The sequence below is a fragment of the Enterobacter sp. RHBSTW-00593 genome, assembly GCF_013784105.1.
Taxonomy (GTDB): Bacteria; Pseudomonadota; Gammaproteobacteria; order Enterobacterales; family Enterobacteriaceae; genus Enterobacter; species Enterobacter ludwigii.
In genome coordinates this window covers 3,353,316-3,370,079 of the sequence record NZ_CP056393.1, presented here as the reverse complement: position 1 = coordinate 3,370,079, position 16,764 = coordinate 3,353,316, and the positions used below count along the sequence as shown (strand labels likewise).

The window sequence follows — 16,764 nt, the reverse complement described above, 5'->3', positions numbered from 1 at the left end:
GCCTCCGGTTATTTGGCAAGACCAAAGGCTTTCGCCTGTTCGCGATAGTCATTGACCTGTTTTTTGACGTACTCATCCAGCGGTTTGCCGCTCAGGTTGAACTCAAACAGCCCGCGCAGATCGCGCTGCTTTTTAAACGCTTCGGTCTGCTGGAGTTTATTGAAGGTTTCGACCCACCACTGATATTCGGCATCGGTCACTTTTGGCCCGACGAAGAAACCGCGGATAATCGGCCAGACCAGGTCATAACCCTGTTCTTTTGCGGTAGGGACGTTCGCCAGTTGGCCCGGCAGGCGGTTCTCAGAGAAGACCGCCAGCACGCGGATTTTATCGCCGTTCAGGTAGGGCACCATTTCACTGAGATCGCCGGATACCGCCTGAACGTGATTTCCCATCAGCGCCGTCACCGGTTCGCCGCCCCCTTCAAACGCCACGTAGCGCATCTTGTGAGGATCAACCTTCGCCTGCTGTGCCAGCAGGGCGGCTTTCATCCAGTCCTGGCTGCCGATGGAGGCACCGGCACCAATCACCACGCTGTTCGGATCTTTTTCCATGGCGGTCAGCAGGTCTTTCAGGGATTTCCAGGGTGAATCCGCGCGCACGGCAATCATGCCGTAGTCGGTACCGACGGTTGCCAGCCAGCGCACGTCATCCACGCCGTAGCGGCCAAACTTCCCCTGAGACAAGTTCAATAGCGAGCCACCGGAGAAAGCCACCACCGTGCCGGCTTCCGCAGGGCGTTGCGCGACAATCGCATTGTACGCAACGGCACCCACACCGCCGGGCATATAGGTCACGCGCATGGGTTTTGCGATAGCGCCGGTCTCCAGCATGCTGACCTGAATGAGTTTGCAGGTGAGATCGAAACCGCCGCCGGGTTTCGCCGGCGCGATGCACTCGGTGCGGGACGGGGCATCCTGCGCCTGAACGACAGAGGCACTTATCATCAATACGCTTGCAGCAAGAGTCGAAAGTAGTTGTTTTTTCATCGTTTATCCTCACGCCGGAGTTCCGGGAGTACGGGTACGGGTCTTTTTTCTGATTATGTGAACCACCTTGTAGCGGTTCCGTTGCGTGATTGTTAAAACAATAACCTTTCATTTCCCTTTCAATGCGACACCAACTTTACAGGATGTGATATGCGTCTCTTACTCGCGGAAGATAATCGTGAGCTGGCTCACTGGCTGGAGAAAGCGCTGGTGCAGGAGGGCTTTGCCGTGGACTGCGTTTCTGACGGGCGCGCCGCCGACCATCTGCTGCAGGGAGAAAGCTATGCGGTTGCCATCCTGGACATCGGAATGCCCGGCTTTGACGGTCTGGAGGTCGTGCATCGTCTGCGTAAACGCGGTCAGACGCTGCCCGTCCTGTTTCTCACCGCGCGCAGCAACGTGGCGGACCGGGTGAAAGGGCTCAACGCCGGGGCGGATGATTATCTGCCGAAACCGTTTGAGCTGGAGGAGCTTGACGCGCGGCTGCGCGCCCTGTTGCGCAGAAGCGAAGGGCGAACGCAGGAGCGTCAGCGCCTTGGGGAGCTGGAATATGACGACGAAGGCTTTTTCCTGCTGCGCGACGAGCCTCTGTCGCTCACGCCGCGTGAACTGTCGCTACTGAAGGTGTTGATGCATCGCCGGACCCGGCCCGTTTCCCGACAGCAGCTGTTCGATCAGGTGTTTAGCCTGAATGACGACGTTAGCCCGGAGAGTATCGATCTCTATATTCATCGTCTGCGCAAAAAGCTCAGCGGTAGCGGCGTGAGGGTTACCACCCTTCGCGGACTGGGTTATGTGCTGGAGTGCGGCGATGAGGTGGGTTAAGCCGCAGTCGCTTTACCTGCAACTGCTGCTGTTTCTTGGGCTTCCGTTGCTGTTGCTGTGGGGGTTGTCGGCATTTAACAGCTATGTCAGCGCATTGCAGGCGGCCACGCAGGCTTACGACCGCACGCTGTTATCCTCTGCCCGAACAATATCGGAGCGGCTGGAGGTTCACGACGGCAGGCTGGGCGTGAATGTACCCTGGGTGGTGCTCGACAGCTTTGAACTCAATATGAACGACCGGCTCTATTATAAAGTGGTCGATCCCGACGGGCGGGTGATCTCCGGCTATGACGATCTCCCCCGGATGCCCCCGGCAACATCCCGTACCACGCTCTATCCGGCGCTGGCCTGGTTTTATCACACCGAATACCGCGGGCAGGCGATCCGTGTCGCGCGTCTGCTGCAGCCCGTCAATGAAGGGAATATCGTCGGCATGGCGGAGATTTATGTCGCGGAGACGCTCCAGTCCCGCCGCTATCTCGCCAGTCAGTTGCTCTTTTCATCATGGGTCTCTCAGGGATTGCTGGTGCTGCTGACCCTGGTGTTGACCGCGTGGTTGTTGCGTCGCGTACTGCGCCCAATGCGCCAGCTCTCTTCGCTGATGGTGCGCCGTGATCCTGGCCTGCTCGCGCCGCTGCCGGAGTTGTTGCCCTGGTCTGAGACCCGGCTGCTGATTGTGGCATTCAACCGCTATATCGATAGGCTGCGCGGCGTGCTGTCGCGTCAGGAACGCTTCAACGCGGATGCCTCGCATCAGCTCAAAACCCCGCTGGCGGTGCTGAAAACCCAGGTCTCCGTTGCCCTGATGCGTCAGGATCCCGCCCTGTGGCAGGAGAGCCTGCGGGCAATGAATGCGACCCTGGATGACACCATTGTACTGACCGAACGGCTGCTGCAGCTTTCCGCGGTGAAGCGTAAGGAGCAGGGGGAGGGCCAGTTTGCGCCGGTGGATTTGGTTCAGGTGGTGCAAAACTGCTGCTTCTCCCGGCTGGCGCAGGCGCGCAGTAAAGCGATTGACCTGGGCTATGACGGTCTGCAGCAGCCGGTTATGATCGAAGGCGATGACGTGCTGCTGGGGGAGTTGTGCGCCAACCTGCTGGAGAATGCGATCAAATATACCCCTGCAGAAGGGACAGTGACCGTGTTCCTGCGAACGGACCAGGGCGCCGTTGAGCTGAGCGTGGAGGACAGTGGTCCGGGCATCGAAGAGGACCAGATCCAGCAGGCGATGCTGCCTTTCCACCGGCTGGATAACGTCGGAGATGCCGCCGGGTCAGGGATCGGGCTGGCGCTGGCCGCTGATATTGCCCGTCTGCACCGAAGTCCTTTGCATCTGACGCGCAGCGAAACGCTGGGTGGCCTGAGCGTTAAAATGCGTTTTCTGCTGCTCACGTAAAAAAACACCGGGTATCAAATCGTTACAAACTACTCGCCTGCCGCACGCAGAGTGCTTGATCCCCGGGCGACTCAGGTTAAAATCTCGCGGTTTTGGGACTTCTCTATAAAATTGTGCGGGATCACGACAATGAAAAAAGTGGCATTAGTGGGCTTAGGCCTGATGGTTGTTTCTTCGGCGGCGAACGCCATCAGCTTCAACGGCTCGGCGGGTCAGGATTATACTCACCTCGGCTTTGGCCTTGGGACCGAGACCTCCGGTCTGGCGATGACCGGCGGCTGGACACATAACGATGACGATGGCGATGCGGCAAGCCTCGGCCTGGGTCTGAACATTCCGCTTGGCCCGTTCCTGGCTACCGTGGGCGGTAAGGGAATTTACACTAACCCGAACGACGGCGATGAAGGTTACGCGGCGGCGGTAGGCGGCGGCCTGCAGTGGAAAATTGGCGATAGCTTCGGCCTGTTCGGCGAGTATTACTACTCACCAGATTCGCTCTCCAGCGGTATCGACAGCTATGAAGAAGCCAACGCGGGCGCGCGCTGGACCATCATGCGTCCGATTACGATTGAAGCAGGCTATCGCTATCTGAACCTGGCGGGTAAAGACGGCAACCGCGACAACGCACTGGCTGACGGTCCGTACGTGGGGGTCAGCGCAGGGTTCTAATCACGCCGGCGCGGCATTCTGTCGCGCCAGTTTCTCTCTTCTCCCGACATCCATTTGCGCTATAGTGTTTTGACCATATAAGCGGGAGAACACAATGATTAACGTGGAGATGTTATCCACCGGCGACGAAGTGCTGCATGGACAAATTATTGATACCAATGCTGCCTGGCTTGCCGATCTTTTCTTTGAGCAAGGATTACCGTTAACGCGCCGCAATACGGTGGGCGACAATCTTGAGTCACTGGTGAATGTGCTGCGCGAGCGTAGCGAACACGCCGACGTGTTGATTGTGAACGGCGGGCTCGGTCCCACCAGCGACGATCTCAGCGCCCTGGCCGCCGCGACCGCAAAAGGTGAAGGGCTGGTGCTGCATGAAGAGTGGCTGGCGCAGATGGAGCGTTTCTTCTCAGAACGTGGCCGTGTTATGGCACCCAGCAACCGCAAGCAGGCGGAAATTCCCGCCAGCGCCGAACTGGTCGATAACCCCGTGGGTACCGCGTGTGGGTTTGCCATTACGCTCAACCGCTGCCTGATGTTCTTCACGCCGGGCGTACCGTCAGAATTTAAAGTGATGGTCGAGCAGCAGATCCTGCCGCGCCTTCGCGAACGTTTTACCCTGCCTGAGCCTCCGCTCTGCCTGCGTCTGACCACGTTTGGCCGTTCCGAAAGCGATCTGGCCCAGAGTCTTGATCATCTCTCCCTGCCACCCGGTGTCTCAATGGGCTACCGCTCCTCCATGCCCATCATTGAACTCAAGCTGACAGGACCGGCCTCAGAGAAGGCGGCGATGCTGGCGCTCTGGCCGGAGGTGCAGCGCGTGGCAGGTGAAAGCCTGATCTTTGAAGGCACCGAGGGGCTGCCGGCGCAGATTGCGTCGCATCTGCAGTCTCGCCAGCTGAGCGTGACCTTAAGCGAACAGTTCACCGGCGGCCTGCTGGCGCTACAGCTGTCGCGCGCCAGTGCGCCGCTGTTGGCCAGTGAAGTGGTGCCGTTCCAGCAGGAAACACTGGCGCAGACCGCGCGCTGGGCTTCGGAAAGAAGAGTGAAACATTTTGCTGGCCTGGCGCTGTTTGTGGGGGGGCTGGATGAGGAACATCTCAACTTTGCGCTGGCGACGCCGGAAGGCACGTATGCTTTGCGGGTTAAAATGAGCATTACCCGCCACAATCTGGCGGTACGTCAGGAGGTCTGCGCCATGATGGCGCTGAACATGCTGCGCCGCTGGCTGAAGGGTAAAGAGGTGGCCAGCGAGCACGGCTGGATTAATGTTGTCGAATCGCTGTTTGTTGAGTGATGCCTTTGCCGGGGCGTTTTGCCCCGGCACGGTTTAGCCCAGCGCCTTCGCCAGCAGAGTGATCGGATGCTCGCAGCGCTTGCTGGTAGACATCTCTATCTGCCACTTGCAGGTTTCGCAGTCGGTGACCACGATATCTGCGCCGCTCTCTTCAATCTGGCGAAACAGCGGGGCGCCGATCGCCTGTGACGTTTCGTAGTTTTCTCGCTTAAAGCCGTAAGTGCCCGCAATGCCGCAGCAGCGCGAGTCCAGCACCGTCAGCTCCAGCCCCGGAATGAGCCGCAACAGCTCAAGCGTATAGAGCGACCAGCCCATTTTCTCCATATGACACGGTGTGTGATACACCACTTTCAGCGGTAGTTCCCGCAGCGGCAGCGTCTGCCCGCTGTCCAGTTTGCGCCACAGGAAACGCGTCGCCAGCTCAATGTGCTCGCGCAGACCGGTGTTATCCACGTCCAGCAGGTGCGGATACTCATCACGCAGGGTGAAGGTACAGGTGGACGAGGTGGCCAGCACCGGAATTCCTTTATCAACGATGGCCTCGCGCAGGGACGTGACGTTGCTTTTGGCTTGTTTGCGCGCCTTATCGGTAAAACCGTTGGCAATCAACGGCACACCGCAGCACTTCTCTTTATTCAGGAGCTGCACGCCGGTCCCCATCGCGTTGAGTACCTTCAGCAGATCTTTTCCCAGTTGCGGGTGGTTGTAGTTGACATAGCAGCCGTGGAAGAACGCGACCTGATCGGTGTACTGCGCCTGTTCCGCTGCCACGGATGTATACCAGCGCCGGAAGGTACCGTGAGAGTATTTTGGCAGGCTGCGGTGGTGGTCTATCTTCAGCGTGGCATCCAGCAGTTTTCGCACCGGCTTGAGAGACGTTGCAGCATTCACCAGCGGGGCAAAAGGCGTGGAGACACTGCCCATCAGGTCGGTGTGACTCAGGATCGCATCGCGCAGGGACGGCTTTTGCGTGCTGTAACGCGCGCGGGCTCGCTGGATGATATCGCCGATCTTCACGTCCGACGGACAGGCCACTTCGCAACGTTTACAGTTGATGCAGTATTTCAGCGCCTCATCGTACAGCGCACCGTCTTTAAGGCGCAGGCGCTCGCCGTCAGGCCCGGCCTGTTTAGGGCCCGGGTAGCGCGGATTCACACCGCTGACCGGGCAGACGGTGGTACAAACTGTGCATTTGATGCAGCTTTCAAACCGGGTATCGTTCATTGCTCAGCCTCCATGCGCTGGCCAATTTGCTCTGCCACATACAGCGCCGTGATGGCGCAGACCCCGCCGCCGCAACCCTGAGCGATAGGATCGTATCCCCCCAGAAGAGAACCAATGGCATAGAGATTACTGACCGGCTGACCAGAACGTTGCGGGTGCAGTTGCTTATCGACAATTACGCCGAACTGCTGCCAGGGTTGCGGGGTGAAGAAATCACTCTGATACCAGTCCGCGCGGGAGGGCGTTTGCCGGACATCCAGCCCCATAATGGCCTCCTGGATGCCGTCCCGACGGCTCAGCAGCCCGTTGCTGAAGAAACTGCCGCTTGCCAGCACCGTATAACGCGCGCGAAGCGGAATATCAGCGTGATTACGCGTCCAGACTTCGCTCACCGAGCCATGCGTCAGGGTGATTTTTTTCACCTCGTCACCCGCCATCCACACGCCACCCTGAGCGATAAACCGACGCTGAAGCTGGGTATGCAGGCGAATGCCGGGGACAGAAGGGGGAAGCGTCGGCAGCAGGCCAAGCGAGCAGGGCAGGCGATCCGAGAGCCAGCGCCAGAGCCGGTTGTCGCTTAAGCCAAAGCAGGCGGGCATAAACAGTGTGTCGCAACCTTCGGCAAGCGGCCGGAGCGCGGCATACAGCAGCGGCCATTTATCGTCGTTGTCGAGAAAACGGGCAATATTCACCGCGCGAAACTCGCTCGGGTTGTCGCGCAGGACGTCAAGCTCAGGAAGCTCTATCTCAGCCGTGTGTGCATTCACGCCCTGGCGACAGAGCGATGCCGCAGCGAGGTGGGGCTGAAAATCAAGAAAACCGCTAATACCCACGACCAGGACCCGCCCTGCGTTAAAGGGGGCAACAGGCACCTCTTCCGGGCTGAGCCAGGCAGAGCGCAGGGTGCCGAGCGGAGTAACCCGATGATGATTTTTCCGGGCGTTACCCTGCAGCCGTGCACCGCACTCGGCCAGAAGGGTTTCGGCTTCATGGGCGAAGCGGTCGACGGTGTCTCTGCCCGTCAGGTTATAGGGATGCTCTGGCGGCAGGGCATCGCGATATGCCTCATCCAGCAGATCCAGCGAACCCGACGAGAAGTGCAGTGCGCTCTGGCCCCGGGTGATGATGGCGCAGCGCAGCCCCTGCTTCGTTAGCCTGATACCACAGAGCAGACCCGCCAGCCCACCACCGACAATCACGGTATCAAATTTCATCCTGTTGCTCCTTCTCAAGACCGCACAGCCCCTGGTAGACCCAGCGGGTAAACTCGCTTTCACGCAGGGCATCACCCCAGGCGACAGGCTGAATACCTTTCCAGCGTTCGTTCAGGAAATCACTGAGTTGTGCCAGCGACTGGGTGGCAGTGGTGGTATGAAAACGTTGTAACAACCCGGCGGCACGGCAGGCGCACAGCTCACCCTGGCAGGTGCCCATGCCCACGCGGGTGCGCCGACGTAAATCAAGCAGGCTGTTGACGGTCAGATTCTCCACGGCGTATTGCACTTCACCCGCCGTGACGGCTTCGCATTCACACACCAGGCTACGGCTCAGCCGTCCTTCCCCCAGCCAGACCGGCGTGCGGTCTCCGTGGCGATAGATGGCGGAACCGCGCAGGGGGGCGGAAAGGGAGATGATTTTTTGCAGCGTTTTCTCGGTGGACTGACGCGAGCCGGGCAGAGGTTGCTCTGCAGTCACACACCGTTCGCTATTACCCAGCTTGCGGCAGACGGCATCGGTTGCCCACTCGGCCATCAGGCGGTAGGTCATCAGCTTGCCGCCGGTGATGGTGATAAACCCGTCCAGACCATCGCGCGCGGCGTGGTCGAGCAGCACGATGCCACGGCTGACGTTGCGCCCGCTCGGGTCGTTATCGCTCGCCACCAGAGGGCGCACGCCGGCATAGGCACGAAGAATTCGGGTCTGCGCCATCACAGGGGCCAGCTTTTCCCCTTCGCGCAGCAGGATATCCACCTCGTCGGCGGTCACGCGGTTGTAATCAATCTCGCTATAGTCCACGTGGGTTGAGGTGGTGCCGATAAGCGAAATGGTATCGCCCGGCACCAGGATGTCGGCATCAGAAGGTTTGCGGCAGCGGTTGATCACGTGGTTGTTAATGCGGTGGTCGAGGATCAGCAGCGAGCCTTTTGCCGGGAACATGCGCACAGACAGCTCGGCGTACTCCGCGATGCGTTGCCCCCAGATCCCCGCCGCGTTGACCACCACGGCGGCGTACAGTTCGCCATGCTCCTTATACTGCGTATCAAAAACACGTACGCCGCAGACGCGGTTCCCTTCCCGGATAAGCCCGATCACTTCCTGCCCGGTCAGAACCTGTGCGCCGTGTTCACGGGCGTCCAGCATGTTCGCGGCGGTCAGGCGGAAAGGGTCAACCGTGCCGTCCGGGACCTTCACCGCACCGATAAGGGCCGGGTTGACAGACGGTTCCAGGCGACGCGCGAGTTCGGGGTCGATGACGTCAGCCTCAATCCCTGCAGCGCGGCAGGCGGTCACAAAGGTTGGCTGAAATGAGAGATCGTCTTCGGGAAGCGTAATGAACAGACCGTTGGTCGGTTCAATGCAGTGGCGGGCAATGCGTCTGAGGATCTGGTTTTCAGCAATGCATTCCCGCGCGGATTCGGGGTCGGTCACCGCGTAACGGGCACCACTGTGCAGCAGGCCATGATTGCGCCCGGTTGCGCCCGTCGCAATGTCATGGCGCTCCAGAAGCGTGACGCTCAGCCCACGCAGGGCGCAGTCGCGTGCGATGCCGGCGCCGGTCGCGCCACCGCCAATGATAATCACATCGCTGTAGCGAGGATCGTGAATTGTCATTGTTATCCCTCTGTGTTCGTTTTTTACCATTTAGCCACATCAAAACTGTGGTTTGTTTGATTTCGAACATAAACGAACGGAATTCGAAAGTGAAACGTGATTCCATGCGCTTTTCTGCGCACATTGTCATATTTCTGTAACAATTTGTGCGTTGATTCACAGTAACAATCACCGTGATTTCTTAACATCGCCGCCTCTCTGGAGTGTGGGGCAGTTAAACCCCTGTAAATTCAATACCTGGCCACGGAGGCTGTCATGCTCAGTATCTTCAAACCTGCGCCGCATCGGGCGCGTCTGCCAGAGGCAGAAATTGATCCGCTATACCGTCGTCTGCGTTGGCAAATCTTCCTGGGGATCTTCTTCGGGTACGCGGCGTACTACCTGGTACGTAAAAACTTTGCGCTCGCCATGCCGTATCTGGTGGAGCAGGGCTTTTCTCGTGGCGATCTGGGGTTCGCGCTGTCGGGGATCTCTATCGCCTACGGTTTTTCCAAATTCATCATGGGTTCAGTGTCCGATCGCTCGAATCCACGCGTGTTCCTGCCTGCGGGTCTGATCCTGGCGGCAGCGGTGATGCTGTTCATGGGCTTTGTGCCATGGGCAACCTCCAGCATCGCCGTGATGTTCGTGCTGCTGTTCCTCTGTGGCTGGTTCCAGGGAATGGGGTGGCCGCCTTGCGGGCGCACCATGGTGCACTGGTGGTCGCAGAAAGAGCGTGGCGGCATCGTGTCGGTGTGGAACTGCGCGCATAACGTCGGTGGCGGTATTCCACCTCTGCTGTTCCTGCTGGGGATGGCGTGGTTTAACGACTGGAAAGCCGCGCTTTATATGCCTGCCTTTGGTGCCATTCTGGTGGCGGTTATCGCTTTCGCCCTGATGCGTGACACTCCGCAGTCCTGTGGCCTGCCGCCGATTGAAGAGTACAAAAACGACTATCCGGATGATTACAGCGAGCAGCATGAAGAAGAGCTGACGGCCAAACAGATCTTCATGAAGTACGTCCTGCCCAACAAACTGCTGTGGTATATCGCGGTGGCCAACGTCTTCGTGTACCTGCTGCGTTACGGCATCCTCGACTGGTCACCTACCTATCTGAAAGAGGTGAAGCATTTCGCGCTGGATAAATCCTCCTGGGCTTACTTCCTCTATGAGTACGCCGGGATCCCGGGGACGCTGATTTGCGGCTGGATGTCGGACAAAGTGTTCCGGGGTAACCGTGGTGCGACGGGCGTCTTCTTTATGACGCTGGTGACCATTGCCACCGTGGTTTACTGGCTCAACCCACCGGGTAACCCGTCAGTCGATATGGCCTGTATGATCGTCATCGGCTTCCTGATTTACGGCCCGGTGATGCTGATTGGTCTGCATGCCCTGGAGCTGGCACCGAAGAAAGCGGCAGGTACGGCAGCCGGCTTTACCGGTCTGTTCGGTTACCTGGGCGGTTCGGTCGCGGCGAGCGCCATTGTGGGCTACACCGTTGACTTCTTCGGCTGGGACGGCGGCTTTATGGTGATGATTGGCGGTAGCGTGCTGGCGGTGCTGCTGTTGATTGTGGTGATGATTGGTGAAAAACGTCATCACGCCGAAATGCAGGCGCGTCGTCAATAAGGAGAAGGCTGATGAAATTAACTTACGTAGCAACGGGCCTGCTGCTGGCGGGCCTGATGACAGGCTCAGCGCTGGCTAACGAGAAAATGGTTATCGCCCATCGCGGCGCAAGCGGCTATCTGCCAGAGCACACGCTCCCGGCAAAAGCGATGGCCTATGCGCAGGGGGCAGATTATCTCGAGCAGGATCTGGTGATGACCCGTGACGACCAGCTGGTCGTCCTTCATGACCACTATCTTGACCGCGTGACGGACGTGGCTGAGCGTTTTCCGGCCCGCGCCCGCAAAGATGGTCGCTACTACGCCATTGACTTTACGCTGGATGAGATTCGTTCGCTGAAGTTTACCGAGGGTTTCGAGGTTGAAAACGGCAAGAAGGTGCAGGTCTATCCGGGACGTTTCCCGATGGGTAAATCTGATTTTCGCATTCATACCTTCGAAGAAGAGATTGAGTTTGTTCAGGGACTGAACCACTCAACCGGGAAAAACATCGGCATCTACCCGGAGATAAAAGCGCCGTGGTTCCACCATCAGGAAGGGAAGGACATTGCCGCGAAGACGCTGGACGTGCTGAAAAAGTACGGCTACACCAGCAAGCGCGACAAAGTCTATCTGCAGTGTTTTGACGCCGCTGAGCTGAAGCGCATCAAAACCGAGCTGGCGCCAAAGAGAGGGATGGATCTCAATCTGGTACAGCTGATTGCCTACACCGACTGGAATGAAACTCAGGAGAAACAGCCCGACGGCACGTGGGTGAATTACAACTACGACTGGATGTTTAAGCCGGGCGCAATGAAACAGATCGCGCAGTACGCCGACGGTATCGGACCGGATTACCATATGCTGGTGGCGGAAGGCTCAACGCCGGGCCACGTCAAGCTGACGGCAATGGTGAAAGAGGCGCACGCCAGCCATATGCAGGTTCATCCGTATACGGTGCGTGCGGACCAGCTTCCGGCTTATGCGACGGACGTAAACCAGCTGTACGACGTGCTGTATAACCAGGCCGGGGTGGACGGGCTGTTCACCGATTTCCCGGATAAAGCCGTGCAGTTTTTGAAGTAAAAGAAAAAGGGCCGTAAGGCCCTTTTTTATGTCGCCCGGAGGGGCGGTTTACATCTCAATCTCTATATCGCCTTTTGCCCGGCAGCAGCAGGGCAAAATTTCACCTTCGTTGATGAAGGCCAGCGGTTCGGTCAGCCAGTCCACTTGTCCGGCGACTAAACGGCAGCGACATGAGCCGCAATAGCCTGAGCGGCATTGATACTCCACTTCAACCTGATGCGCCTCAAGCGCAATCAACAGGGAAGGGTGTTCTTCCCGGCACAGCACTTCGGTACCGGAAAGGCTAAGCGTTACGCGGCTCATCAGAGCTGGAAGTCGCTCAGGTCGTCGGTGTTAACTTCAGAGTCAATCTGCCCGACCAGATAAGAACTGACTTCCACTTCCTGTGGCGCAACCTGCACGTTATCGGATACCAGCCAGGTGTTGATCCACGGAATTGGGTTAGAGCGGGTTTTGAACGGCAGCTCAAGCCCGACCGCCTGCATACGGATGTTGGTGATGTACTCAACATACTGGCACAGGATGTCTTTGTTCAGGCCAATCATGGAGCCGTCGCGGAACAGGTAATCTGCCCACTCTTTCTCCTGCTGAGCGGCCAGCACGAACAGATCATAGCACTCCTGTTTGCACTCTTCGGCAATCTCAGCCATCTCCGGATCGTCTGTACCGCTGCGCAGCAGGTTCAGCATATGCTGGGTGCCGGTCAGGTGCAGGGCTTCGTCACGGGCGATCAGACGGATGATTTTGGCATTACCTTCCATCAGCTTACGTTCCGCAAAAGCGAAGGAGCAGGCGAAGCTCACGTAGAAGCGGATGGCTTCCAGTGCGTTAACGCTCATCAGGCACAGGTAAAGCTGTTTCTTCAGCGCGCGCAGGCTCACGGTGACGGTTTTGCCGTTCACGGTGTGGGTGCCTTCGCCCAGCAGATGCCAGTAGCTGGTCATCTCGATCAGTTCGTCGTAGTAGTGCGCAATACCTTCAGCACGTTTCTGGATCTGCTCGTTAGTGACGATATCGTCAAACACCACCGCCGGATCGTTAACGATGTTGCGGATAATGTGGGTGTAAGAGCGGGAGTGGATGGTCTCAGAAAACGCCCAGGTTTCCACCCAGGTTTCCAGCTCCGGAATGGAGATCAGCGGCAGCAGCGCCACGTTCGGGCTACGGCCCTGAATGGAGTCCAGCAGCGTCTGGTACTTCAGGTTGCTGATGAAGATATGCTTTTCGTGCTCCGGCAACGCCTGGAAATCGATACGATCGCGAGAGACGTCAACTTCTTCCGGGCGCCAGAAGAAGGAGAGTTGCTTTTCAATCAGCTTTTCGAAGATGTCATATTTTTGCTGATCGTAGCGTGCCACGTTGACCGGTTGCCCGAAGAACATCGGCTCTTTGAGCTGGTCGTTTTTCGTCTGTGAAAAGGTGGTGTATGCCATGAATTGGAGTCCTGTCTTACGAAATAAAGGCGGGGATATCCCCGCCCTTCATTAGATCTTACATGCGCCGCTTTCGCAGCCATCGTCCTGGATTGACGGTGCCATGTCATCCTGAGCGTCTTCCGCACCATCACGGGTGTTGTGATAGTACAGGGTTTTCACACCAAATTTGTAGGCGGTGAGCAGGTCTTTCAACAGTTGCTGCATCGGTACCTTGCCAGACGGGAAGCGCGTCGGGTCGTAGTTGGTGTTAGCAGAAATCGACTGGTCGATAAACTTCTGCATGATCCCCACCAGCTGCAGGTAACCGTCGTTGTTTGGCATTTCCCACAGCAGCTCGTAGTTGTCTTTCAGCAGCTCGTAGTCAGGCACAACCTGACGCAGGATACCGTCTTTCGACGCTTTAATGCTGACGTGGCCGCGCGGTGGTTCAATACCGTTGGTGGCGTTAGAAATCTGCGAAGAGGTCTCAGACGGCATCAGGGCAGACAGCGTGGAGTTACGCAGGCCGTGAGTCTTGATGGATTCACGCAGCGCTTCCCAGTCCAGATGCAGCGGTTCGTTAGAAATCGCATCCAGGTCTTTCTTGTAGGTATCGATCGGCAGAATGCCTTTCGCATAGGTGGTTTCGTTGAACCACGGGCACGCGCCTTGCTCTTTCGCCAGCTCGTTGGAGGCTTTCAGCAGGTAGTACTGAATCGCTTCGAACGTTTCGTGGGTCAGGTTGTTCGCGCTGCCGTCGGAGTAACGCTTACCGTGTTTCGCCAGCCAGTAGGCAAAGTTGATAACGCCGATACCGAGGGTACGACGGCCCATTGCTCCACGTTTTGCCGCCGGGATTGGGTAGTCCTGGTAATCCAGCAGGGCATCCAGCGCACGTACGGCCAGCACCGCCAGCTCTTCCAGCTCTTCCAGGCTCTTGATAGCGCCCAGGTTGAAAGCAGAGAGGGTGCAGAGCGCGATTTCGCCGTTTTCGTCGTTAACATCTTCCAGCGGTTTGGTCGGCAGGGCGATTTCCAGGCACAGGTTAGACTGGCGCACTGGCGCAACCACCGGGTCAAACGGGCTATGGGTGTTGCAGTGGTCAACGTTCTGAATGTAGATACGGCCGGTAGAGGCACGTTCCTGCATCATCAGGGAGAACAGGTCAACCGCCTTAACGCGCTGCTTACGGATGCTGTCGTCTTTTTCGTATTTGGTGTACAGACGCTCGAACTCATCCTGATCGGCGAAGAACGCGTCATACAGGCCCGGGACGTCGGACGGGCTGAACAGGGTAATGTCTTCACCTTTCAGCAGACGGGTGTACATCAGCTTGTTGATCTGTACGCCGTAGTCCATGTGACGAACGCGGTTGCCTTCAACGCCACGGTTGTTTTTCAGTACCAGCAGGCTTTCCACTTCCAGGTGCCACATTGGGTAGAACAGGGTGGCTGCACCACCGCGTACGCCGCCCTGAGAGCAGGATTTTACCGCGGTCTGGAAGTGTTTGTAGAACGGGATACAGCCGGTGTGGAACGCTTCACCGCCGCGAATCGGGCTACCCAGTGCACGGATGCGACCGGCGTTGATGCCGATACCGGCACGCTGGGAGACATATTTCACGATGGCGCTGGAAGTCGCGTTGATGGAATCCAGGCTGTCACCACACTCGATCAGGACGCATGAGCTGAACTGACGGGTTGGGGTACGCACGCCAGACATGATTGGCGTAGGCAGAGAAATCTTGAACGTGGAAACCGCATCGTAGAAACGCTTCACGTATTCCAGACGGGTGTCACGCGGGTAGTTAGAGAACAGGCAGGCGGCCACCAGAATATAGAGGAACTGGGCGCTTTCGTAGATCTCACCGGTCACACGGTTCTGAACCAGGTATTTGCCTTCGAGCTGCTTCACCGCCGCGTAAGAGAAGTTCATGTCGCGCCAGTGATCGATAAACCCGTTCATCTGCTCGAACTCTTCTTCCGTATAGTCTTCCAGCAGATGCGTGTCGTATTTGCCCAGCTCAACCATTTTCACCACGTGATCGTAAAGCTTTGGCGGCTCAAACTGGCCGTACGCTTTTTTACGCAGGTGGAAAATCGCCAGACGTGCAGCGAGGTACTGATAATCCGGGGCTTCACGGGAGATGAGATCCGCCGCAGCCTTGATGATGGTTTCGTGGATATCAGACGTCTTGATGCCATCGTAGAACTGAATGTGAGAGCGCAGTTCAACCTGGGAGATAGATACGTTATTCAGTCCTTCTGCTGCCCAGTCGAGAACACGATGGATTTTGTCCAGATTGATACGCTCGGTGGTACCGTCGCGCTTAGTCACCAGCAGACTCTGATTCATGTGGGTTTTACCTGTCCGTGAAATAAAAAATATCCCCCGCTTATCCACAGATCCGTCTTGTGACTAACTCTGTGGATAAATACTACATATAGGGGGTTTGCGATAAGAAAAACGCTATATGGTGAGTATTCTAGTATCGAATCTTTTCAGCACAAGGGTTGATTTTGACGTTAAATTGAGGTTGTCAAAGGGTAAAAAAGGCTAAGTCCTCGTACCGTAAGGCCTGGAAGAGATGTCAATAATTAAGAAAAAAAATTCAAAATTTGATCGAGTGCTGATTTCTTCAACGGGAGGTCAGAATTGCGCAACATGATGTCGCGCAATCTTTATAAGAATAATGGATGACGTCAGTCGTTTTTGGCGGTTGTATGCAACATATAGTTAACATCTACACCCGGTGCGAGTTTGAATTTATCGGTCAATGGATTGTAATGCAGACCGGTGATGTGCTGCTCCTTGAGCCACGTCTGATCAACCCAGCTCAGTAATTCAGCAGGCTTGATGAATTTCTTCACGTCGTGCGTGCCTTTTGGCACCATACGCAGCACATACTCCGCCCCGACGACCGCCATCAGCCAGGCTTTACCGTTTCGGTTGATCGTCGAGAAGAAGACCTGGCCGCCCGGTTTCACCAGTTTTGCACAGGCGTGAACCACGGACTGGGGGTCGGGAACGTGCTCCAGCATCTCCATACAGGTCACCACGTCGTACTGATGGGCATGCTTTGCCGCATGTTCTTCGACGGTTTCCTGCACATATTCCACCTGCACTCCGGATTCCAGCGCATGAAGACGGGCAACCTGCAGCGGTTCAAAGCCCATATCCAGACCGGTGACGGTGGCCCCTTCGCGCGCCATGCTTTCTGCCAGAATGCCGCCGCCGCAGCCGACGTCGAGCACTTTCTTACCGAACAGGCCGCCGGAACGCTCCGCGATATAGCCCAGGCGCAGCGGGTTAATGCGGTGCAGAGGTTTAAACTCACCTTCGAGATCCCACCAGCGGGATGCCACCGCTTCGAATTTGGCAATCTCTTCATGGTCAACGTTGTGAGCCACCGGGGATTTTTCGGCATTCATGGGCGCTTTTACTCCTT

General features: G+C 57.2%; 14 protein-coding genes. 6 read left to right on the top strand and 8 right to left on the bottom strand.

Annotated features, from left to right (window positions below; genetic code table 11):
• Positions 1–8: 8 nt before the first annotated feature.
• A complete protein-coding gene (locus tag HV242_RS16080) occupies positions 9–989 on the bottom strand; it encodes a Bug family tripartite tricarboxylate transporter substrate binding protein (protein ID WP_014170977.1) in 981 nt (326 codons plus the stop codon).
• Between the two features lie 150 nt (positions 990–1,139).
• Between HV242_RS16080 and tctD the strand changes: the two genes are divergently transcribed.
• From tctD to HV242_RS16060, 4 genes are all read left to right on the top strand, one after another.
• Complete coding sequence (gene tctD, locus HV242_RS16075; RefSeq protein ID WP_014170976.1) at positions 1,140–1,814, top strand: transcriptional regulator TctD; 675 nt, start codon at positions 1,140–1,142, stop codon at positions 1,812–1,814.
• On the top strand, positions 1,801–3,210 hold the full coding sequence (locus HV242_RS16070) for a sensor histidine kinase (RefSeq protein WP_050737129.1): 1,410 nt from the start codon (positions 1,801–1,803) through the stop codon (positions 3,208–3,210). Before tctD ends, HV242_RS16070 begins: the two co-directional genes overlap by 14 nt.
• A gap of 129 nt (positions 3,211–3,339) precedes the next feature.
• On the top strand, positions 3,340–3,879 hold the full coding sequence (locus HV242_RS16065) for a YfaZ family outer membrane protein (protein WP_020883156.1): 540 nt from the start codon (positions 3,340–3,342) through the stop codon (positions 3,877–3,879).
• Between the two features lie 94 nt (positions 3,880–3,973).
• Positions 3,974–5,173: a nicotinamide mononucleotide deamidase-related protein YfaY gene (locus HV242_RS16060; RefSeq protein ID WP_050737128.1), complete on the top strand. Its 1,200-nt coding sequence runs from the start codon at positions 3,974–3,976 to the stop codon at positions 5,171–5,173.
• Positions 5,174–5,206: 33 nt separating this feature from the next.
• Here HV242_RS16060 and glpC read toward each other — a convergent pair whose 3' ends face one another.
• From glpC to glpA, 3 genes are read right to left on the bottom strand one after another with little or no spacing between them, the layout of a single operon-like run.
• Positions 5,207–6,397 carry an anaerobic glycerol-3-phosphate dehydrogenase subunit GlpC gene (gene glpC, locus HV242_RS16055; protein WP_020883157.1) on the bottom strand — a complete coding sequence of 397 codons (1,191 nt, stop codon included), beginning with the start codon at positions 6,395–6,397 and terminating at the stop codon, positions 5,207–5,209.
• Positions 6,394–7,611: a glycerol-3-phosphate dehydrogenase subunit GlpB gene (gene glpB / locus HV242_RS16050; RefSeq protein WP_050737127.1), complete on the bottom strand. Its 1,218-nt coding sequence runs from the start codon at positions 7,609–7,611 to the stop codon at positions 6,394–6,396. The genes glpC and glpB overlap by 4 nt, the downstream gene beginning before the upstream one ends.
• A complete protein-coding gene (gene glpA, locus HV242_RS16045; protein ID WP_032680569.1) occupies positions 7,601–9,229 on the bottom strand; it encodes an anaerobic glycerol-3-phosphate dehydrogenase subunit A in 1,629 nt (542 codons plus the stop codon). The genes glpB and glpA overlap by 11 nt, the downstream gene beginning before the upstream one ends.
• Before the next feature lie 255 nt (positions 9,230–9,484).
• Between glpA and glpT the strand changes: the two genes are divergently transcribed.
• Together glpT and glpQ are read left to right on the top strand one after the other, a co-directional pair.
• Positions 9,485–10,837 (top strand): glycerol-3-phosphate transporter, encoded by a 1,353-nt coding sequence (glpT, locus tag HV242_RS16040; protein WP_020883160.1) that lies wholly within the window; start codon positions 9,485–9,487, stop codon positions 10,835–10,837.
• Positions 10,838–10,848: 11 nt separating this feature from the next.
• On the top strand, positions 10,849–11,901 hold the full coding sequence (gene glpQ / locus HV242_RS16035; protein ID WP_032678598.1) for a glycerophosphodiester phosphodiesterase: 1,053 nt from the start codon (positions 10,849–10,851) through the stop codon (positions 11,899–11,901).
• Positions 11,902–11,949: 48 nt separating this feature from the next.
• Here glpQ and yfaE read toward each other — a convergent pair whose 3' ends face one another.
• From yfaE to ubiG, 4 genes are all read right to left on the bottom strand, one after another.
• The gene (gene yfaE, locus HV242_RS16030; RefSeq protein ID WP_014170967.1) at positions 11,950–12,204 is read right to left on the bottom strand and encodes a class I ribonucleotide reductase maintenance protein YfaE; all 255 of its coding nucleotides are present in this window, start codon (positions 12,202–12,204) and stop codon (positions 11,950–11,952) included.
• A complete protein-coding gene (gene nrdB / locus HV242_RS16025; protein ID WP_014170966.1) occupies positions 12,204–13,334 on the bottom strand; it encodes a class Ia ribonucleoside-diphosphate reductase subunit beta in 1,131 nt (376 codons plus the stop codon). The genes yfaE and nrdB overlap by 1 nt, the downstream gene beginning before the upstream one ends.
• A 51-nt stretch (positions 13,335–13,385) precedes the next feature.
• Positions 13,386–15,671 (bottom strand): class 1a ribonucleoside-diphosphate reductase subunit alpha, encoded by a 2,286-nt coding sequence (gene nrdA, locus HV242_RS16020; protein WP_020883162.1) that lies wholly within the window; start codon positions 15,669–15,671, stop codon positions 13,386–13,388.
• A gap of 347 nt (positions 15,672–16,018) precedes the next feature.
• Complete coding sequence (ubiG, locus tag HV242_RS16015; RefSeq protein ID WP_014170964.1) at positions 16,019–16,747, bottom strand: bifunctional 2-polyprenyl-6-hydroxyphenol methylase/3-demethylubiquinol 3-O-methyltransferase UbiG; 729 nt, start codon at positions 16,745–16,747, stop codon at positions 16,019–16,021.
• Positions 16,748–16,764: the final 17 nt, after the last annotated feature.

Bases quoted from the DNA above. Each gene is read 5' to 3' on its own strand.
- HV242_RS16080 (WP_014170977.1), bottom strand. From the start codon at position 989: ATGAAAAAACAACTACTTTCGACTCTTGCTGCAAGCGTATTGATGATA.
- tctD (WP_014170976.1), top strand. From the start codon at position 1,140: ATGCGTCTCTTACTCGCGGAAGATAATCGTGAGCTGGCTCACTGGCTG.
- HV242_RS16070 (WP_050737129.1), top strand. From the start codon at position 1,801: ATGAGGTGGGTTAAGCCGCAGTCGCTTTACCTGCAACTGCTGCTGTTT.
- HV242_RS16065 (WP_020883156.1), top strand. From the start codon at position 3,340: ATGAAAAAAGTGGCATTAGTGGGCTTAGGCCTGATGGTTGTTTCTTCG.
- HV242_RS16060 (WP_050737128.1), top strand. From the start codon at position 3,974: ATGATTAACGTGGAGATGTTATCCACCGGCGACGAAGTGCTGCATGGA.
- glpC (WP_020883157.1), bottom strand. From the start codon at position 6,397: ATGAACGATACCCGGTTTGAAAGCTGCATCAAATGCACAGTTTGTACC.
- glpB (WP_050737127.1), bottom strand. From the start codon at position 7,611: ATGAAATTTGATACCGTGATTGTCGGTGGTGGGCTGGCGGGTCTGCTC.
- glpA (WP_032680569.1), bottom strand. From the start codon at position 9,229: ATGACAATTCACGATCCTCGCTACAGCGATGTGATTATCATTGGCGGT.
- glpT (WP_020883160.1), top strand. From the start codon at position 9,485: ATGCTCAGTATCTTCAAACCTGCGCCGCATCGGGCGCGTCTGCCAGAG.
- glpQ (WP_032678598.1), top strand. From the start codon at position 10,849: ATGAAATTAACTTACGTAGCAACGGGCCTGCTGCTGGCGGGCCTGATG.
- yfaE (WP_014170967.1), bottom strand. From the start codon at position 12,204: ATGAGCCGCGTAACGCTTAGCCTTTCCGGTACCGAAGTGCTGTGCCGG.
- nrdB (WP_014170966.1), bottom strand. From the start codon at position 13,334: ATGGCATACACCACCTTTTCACAGACGAAAAACGACCAGCTCAAAGAG.
- nrdA (WP_020883162.1), bottom strand. From the start codon at position 15,671: ATGAATCAGAGTCTGCTGGTGACTAAGCGCGACGGTACCACCGAGCGT.
- ubiG (WP_014170964.1), bottom strand. From the start codon at position 16,747: ATGAATGCCGAAAAATCCCCGGTGGCTCACAACGTTGACCATGAAGAG.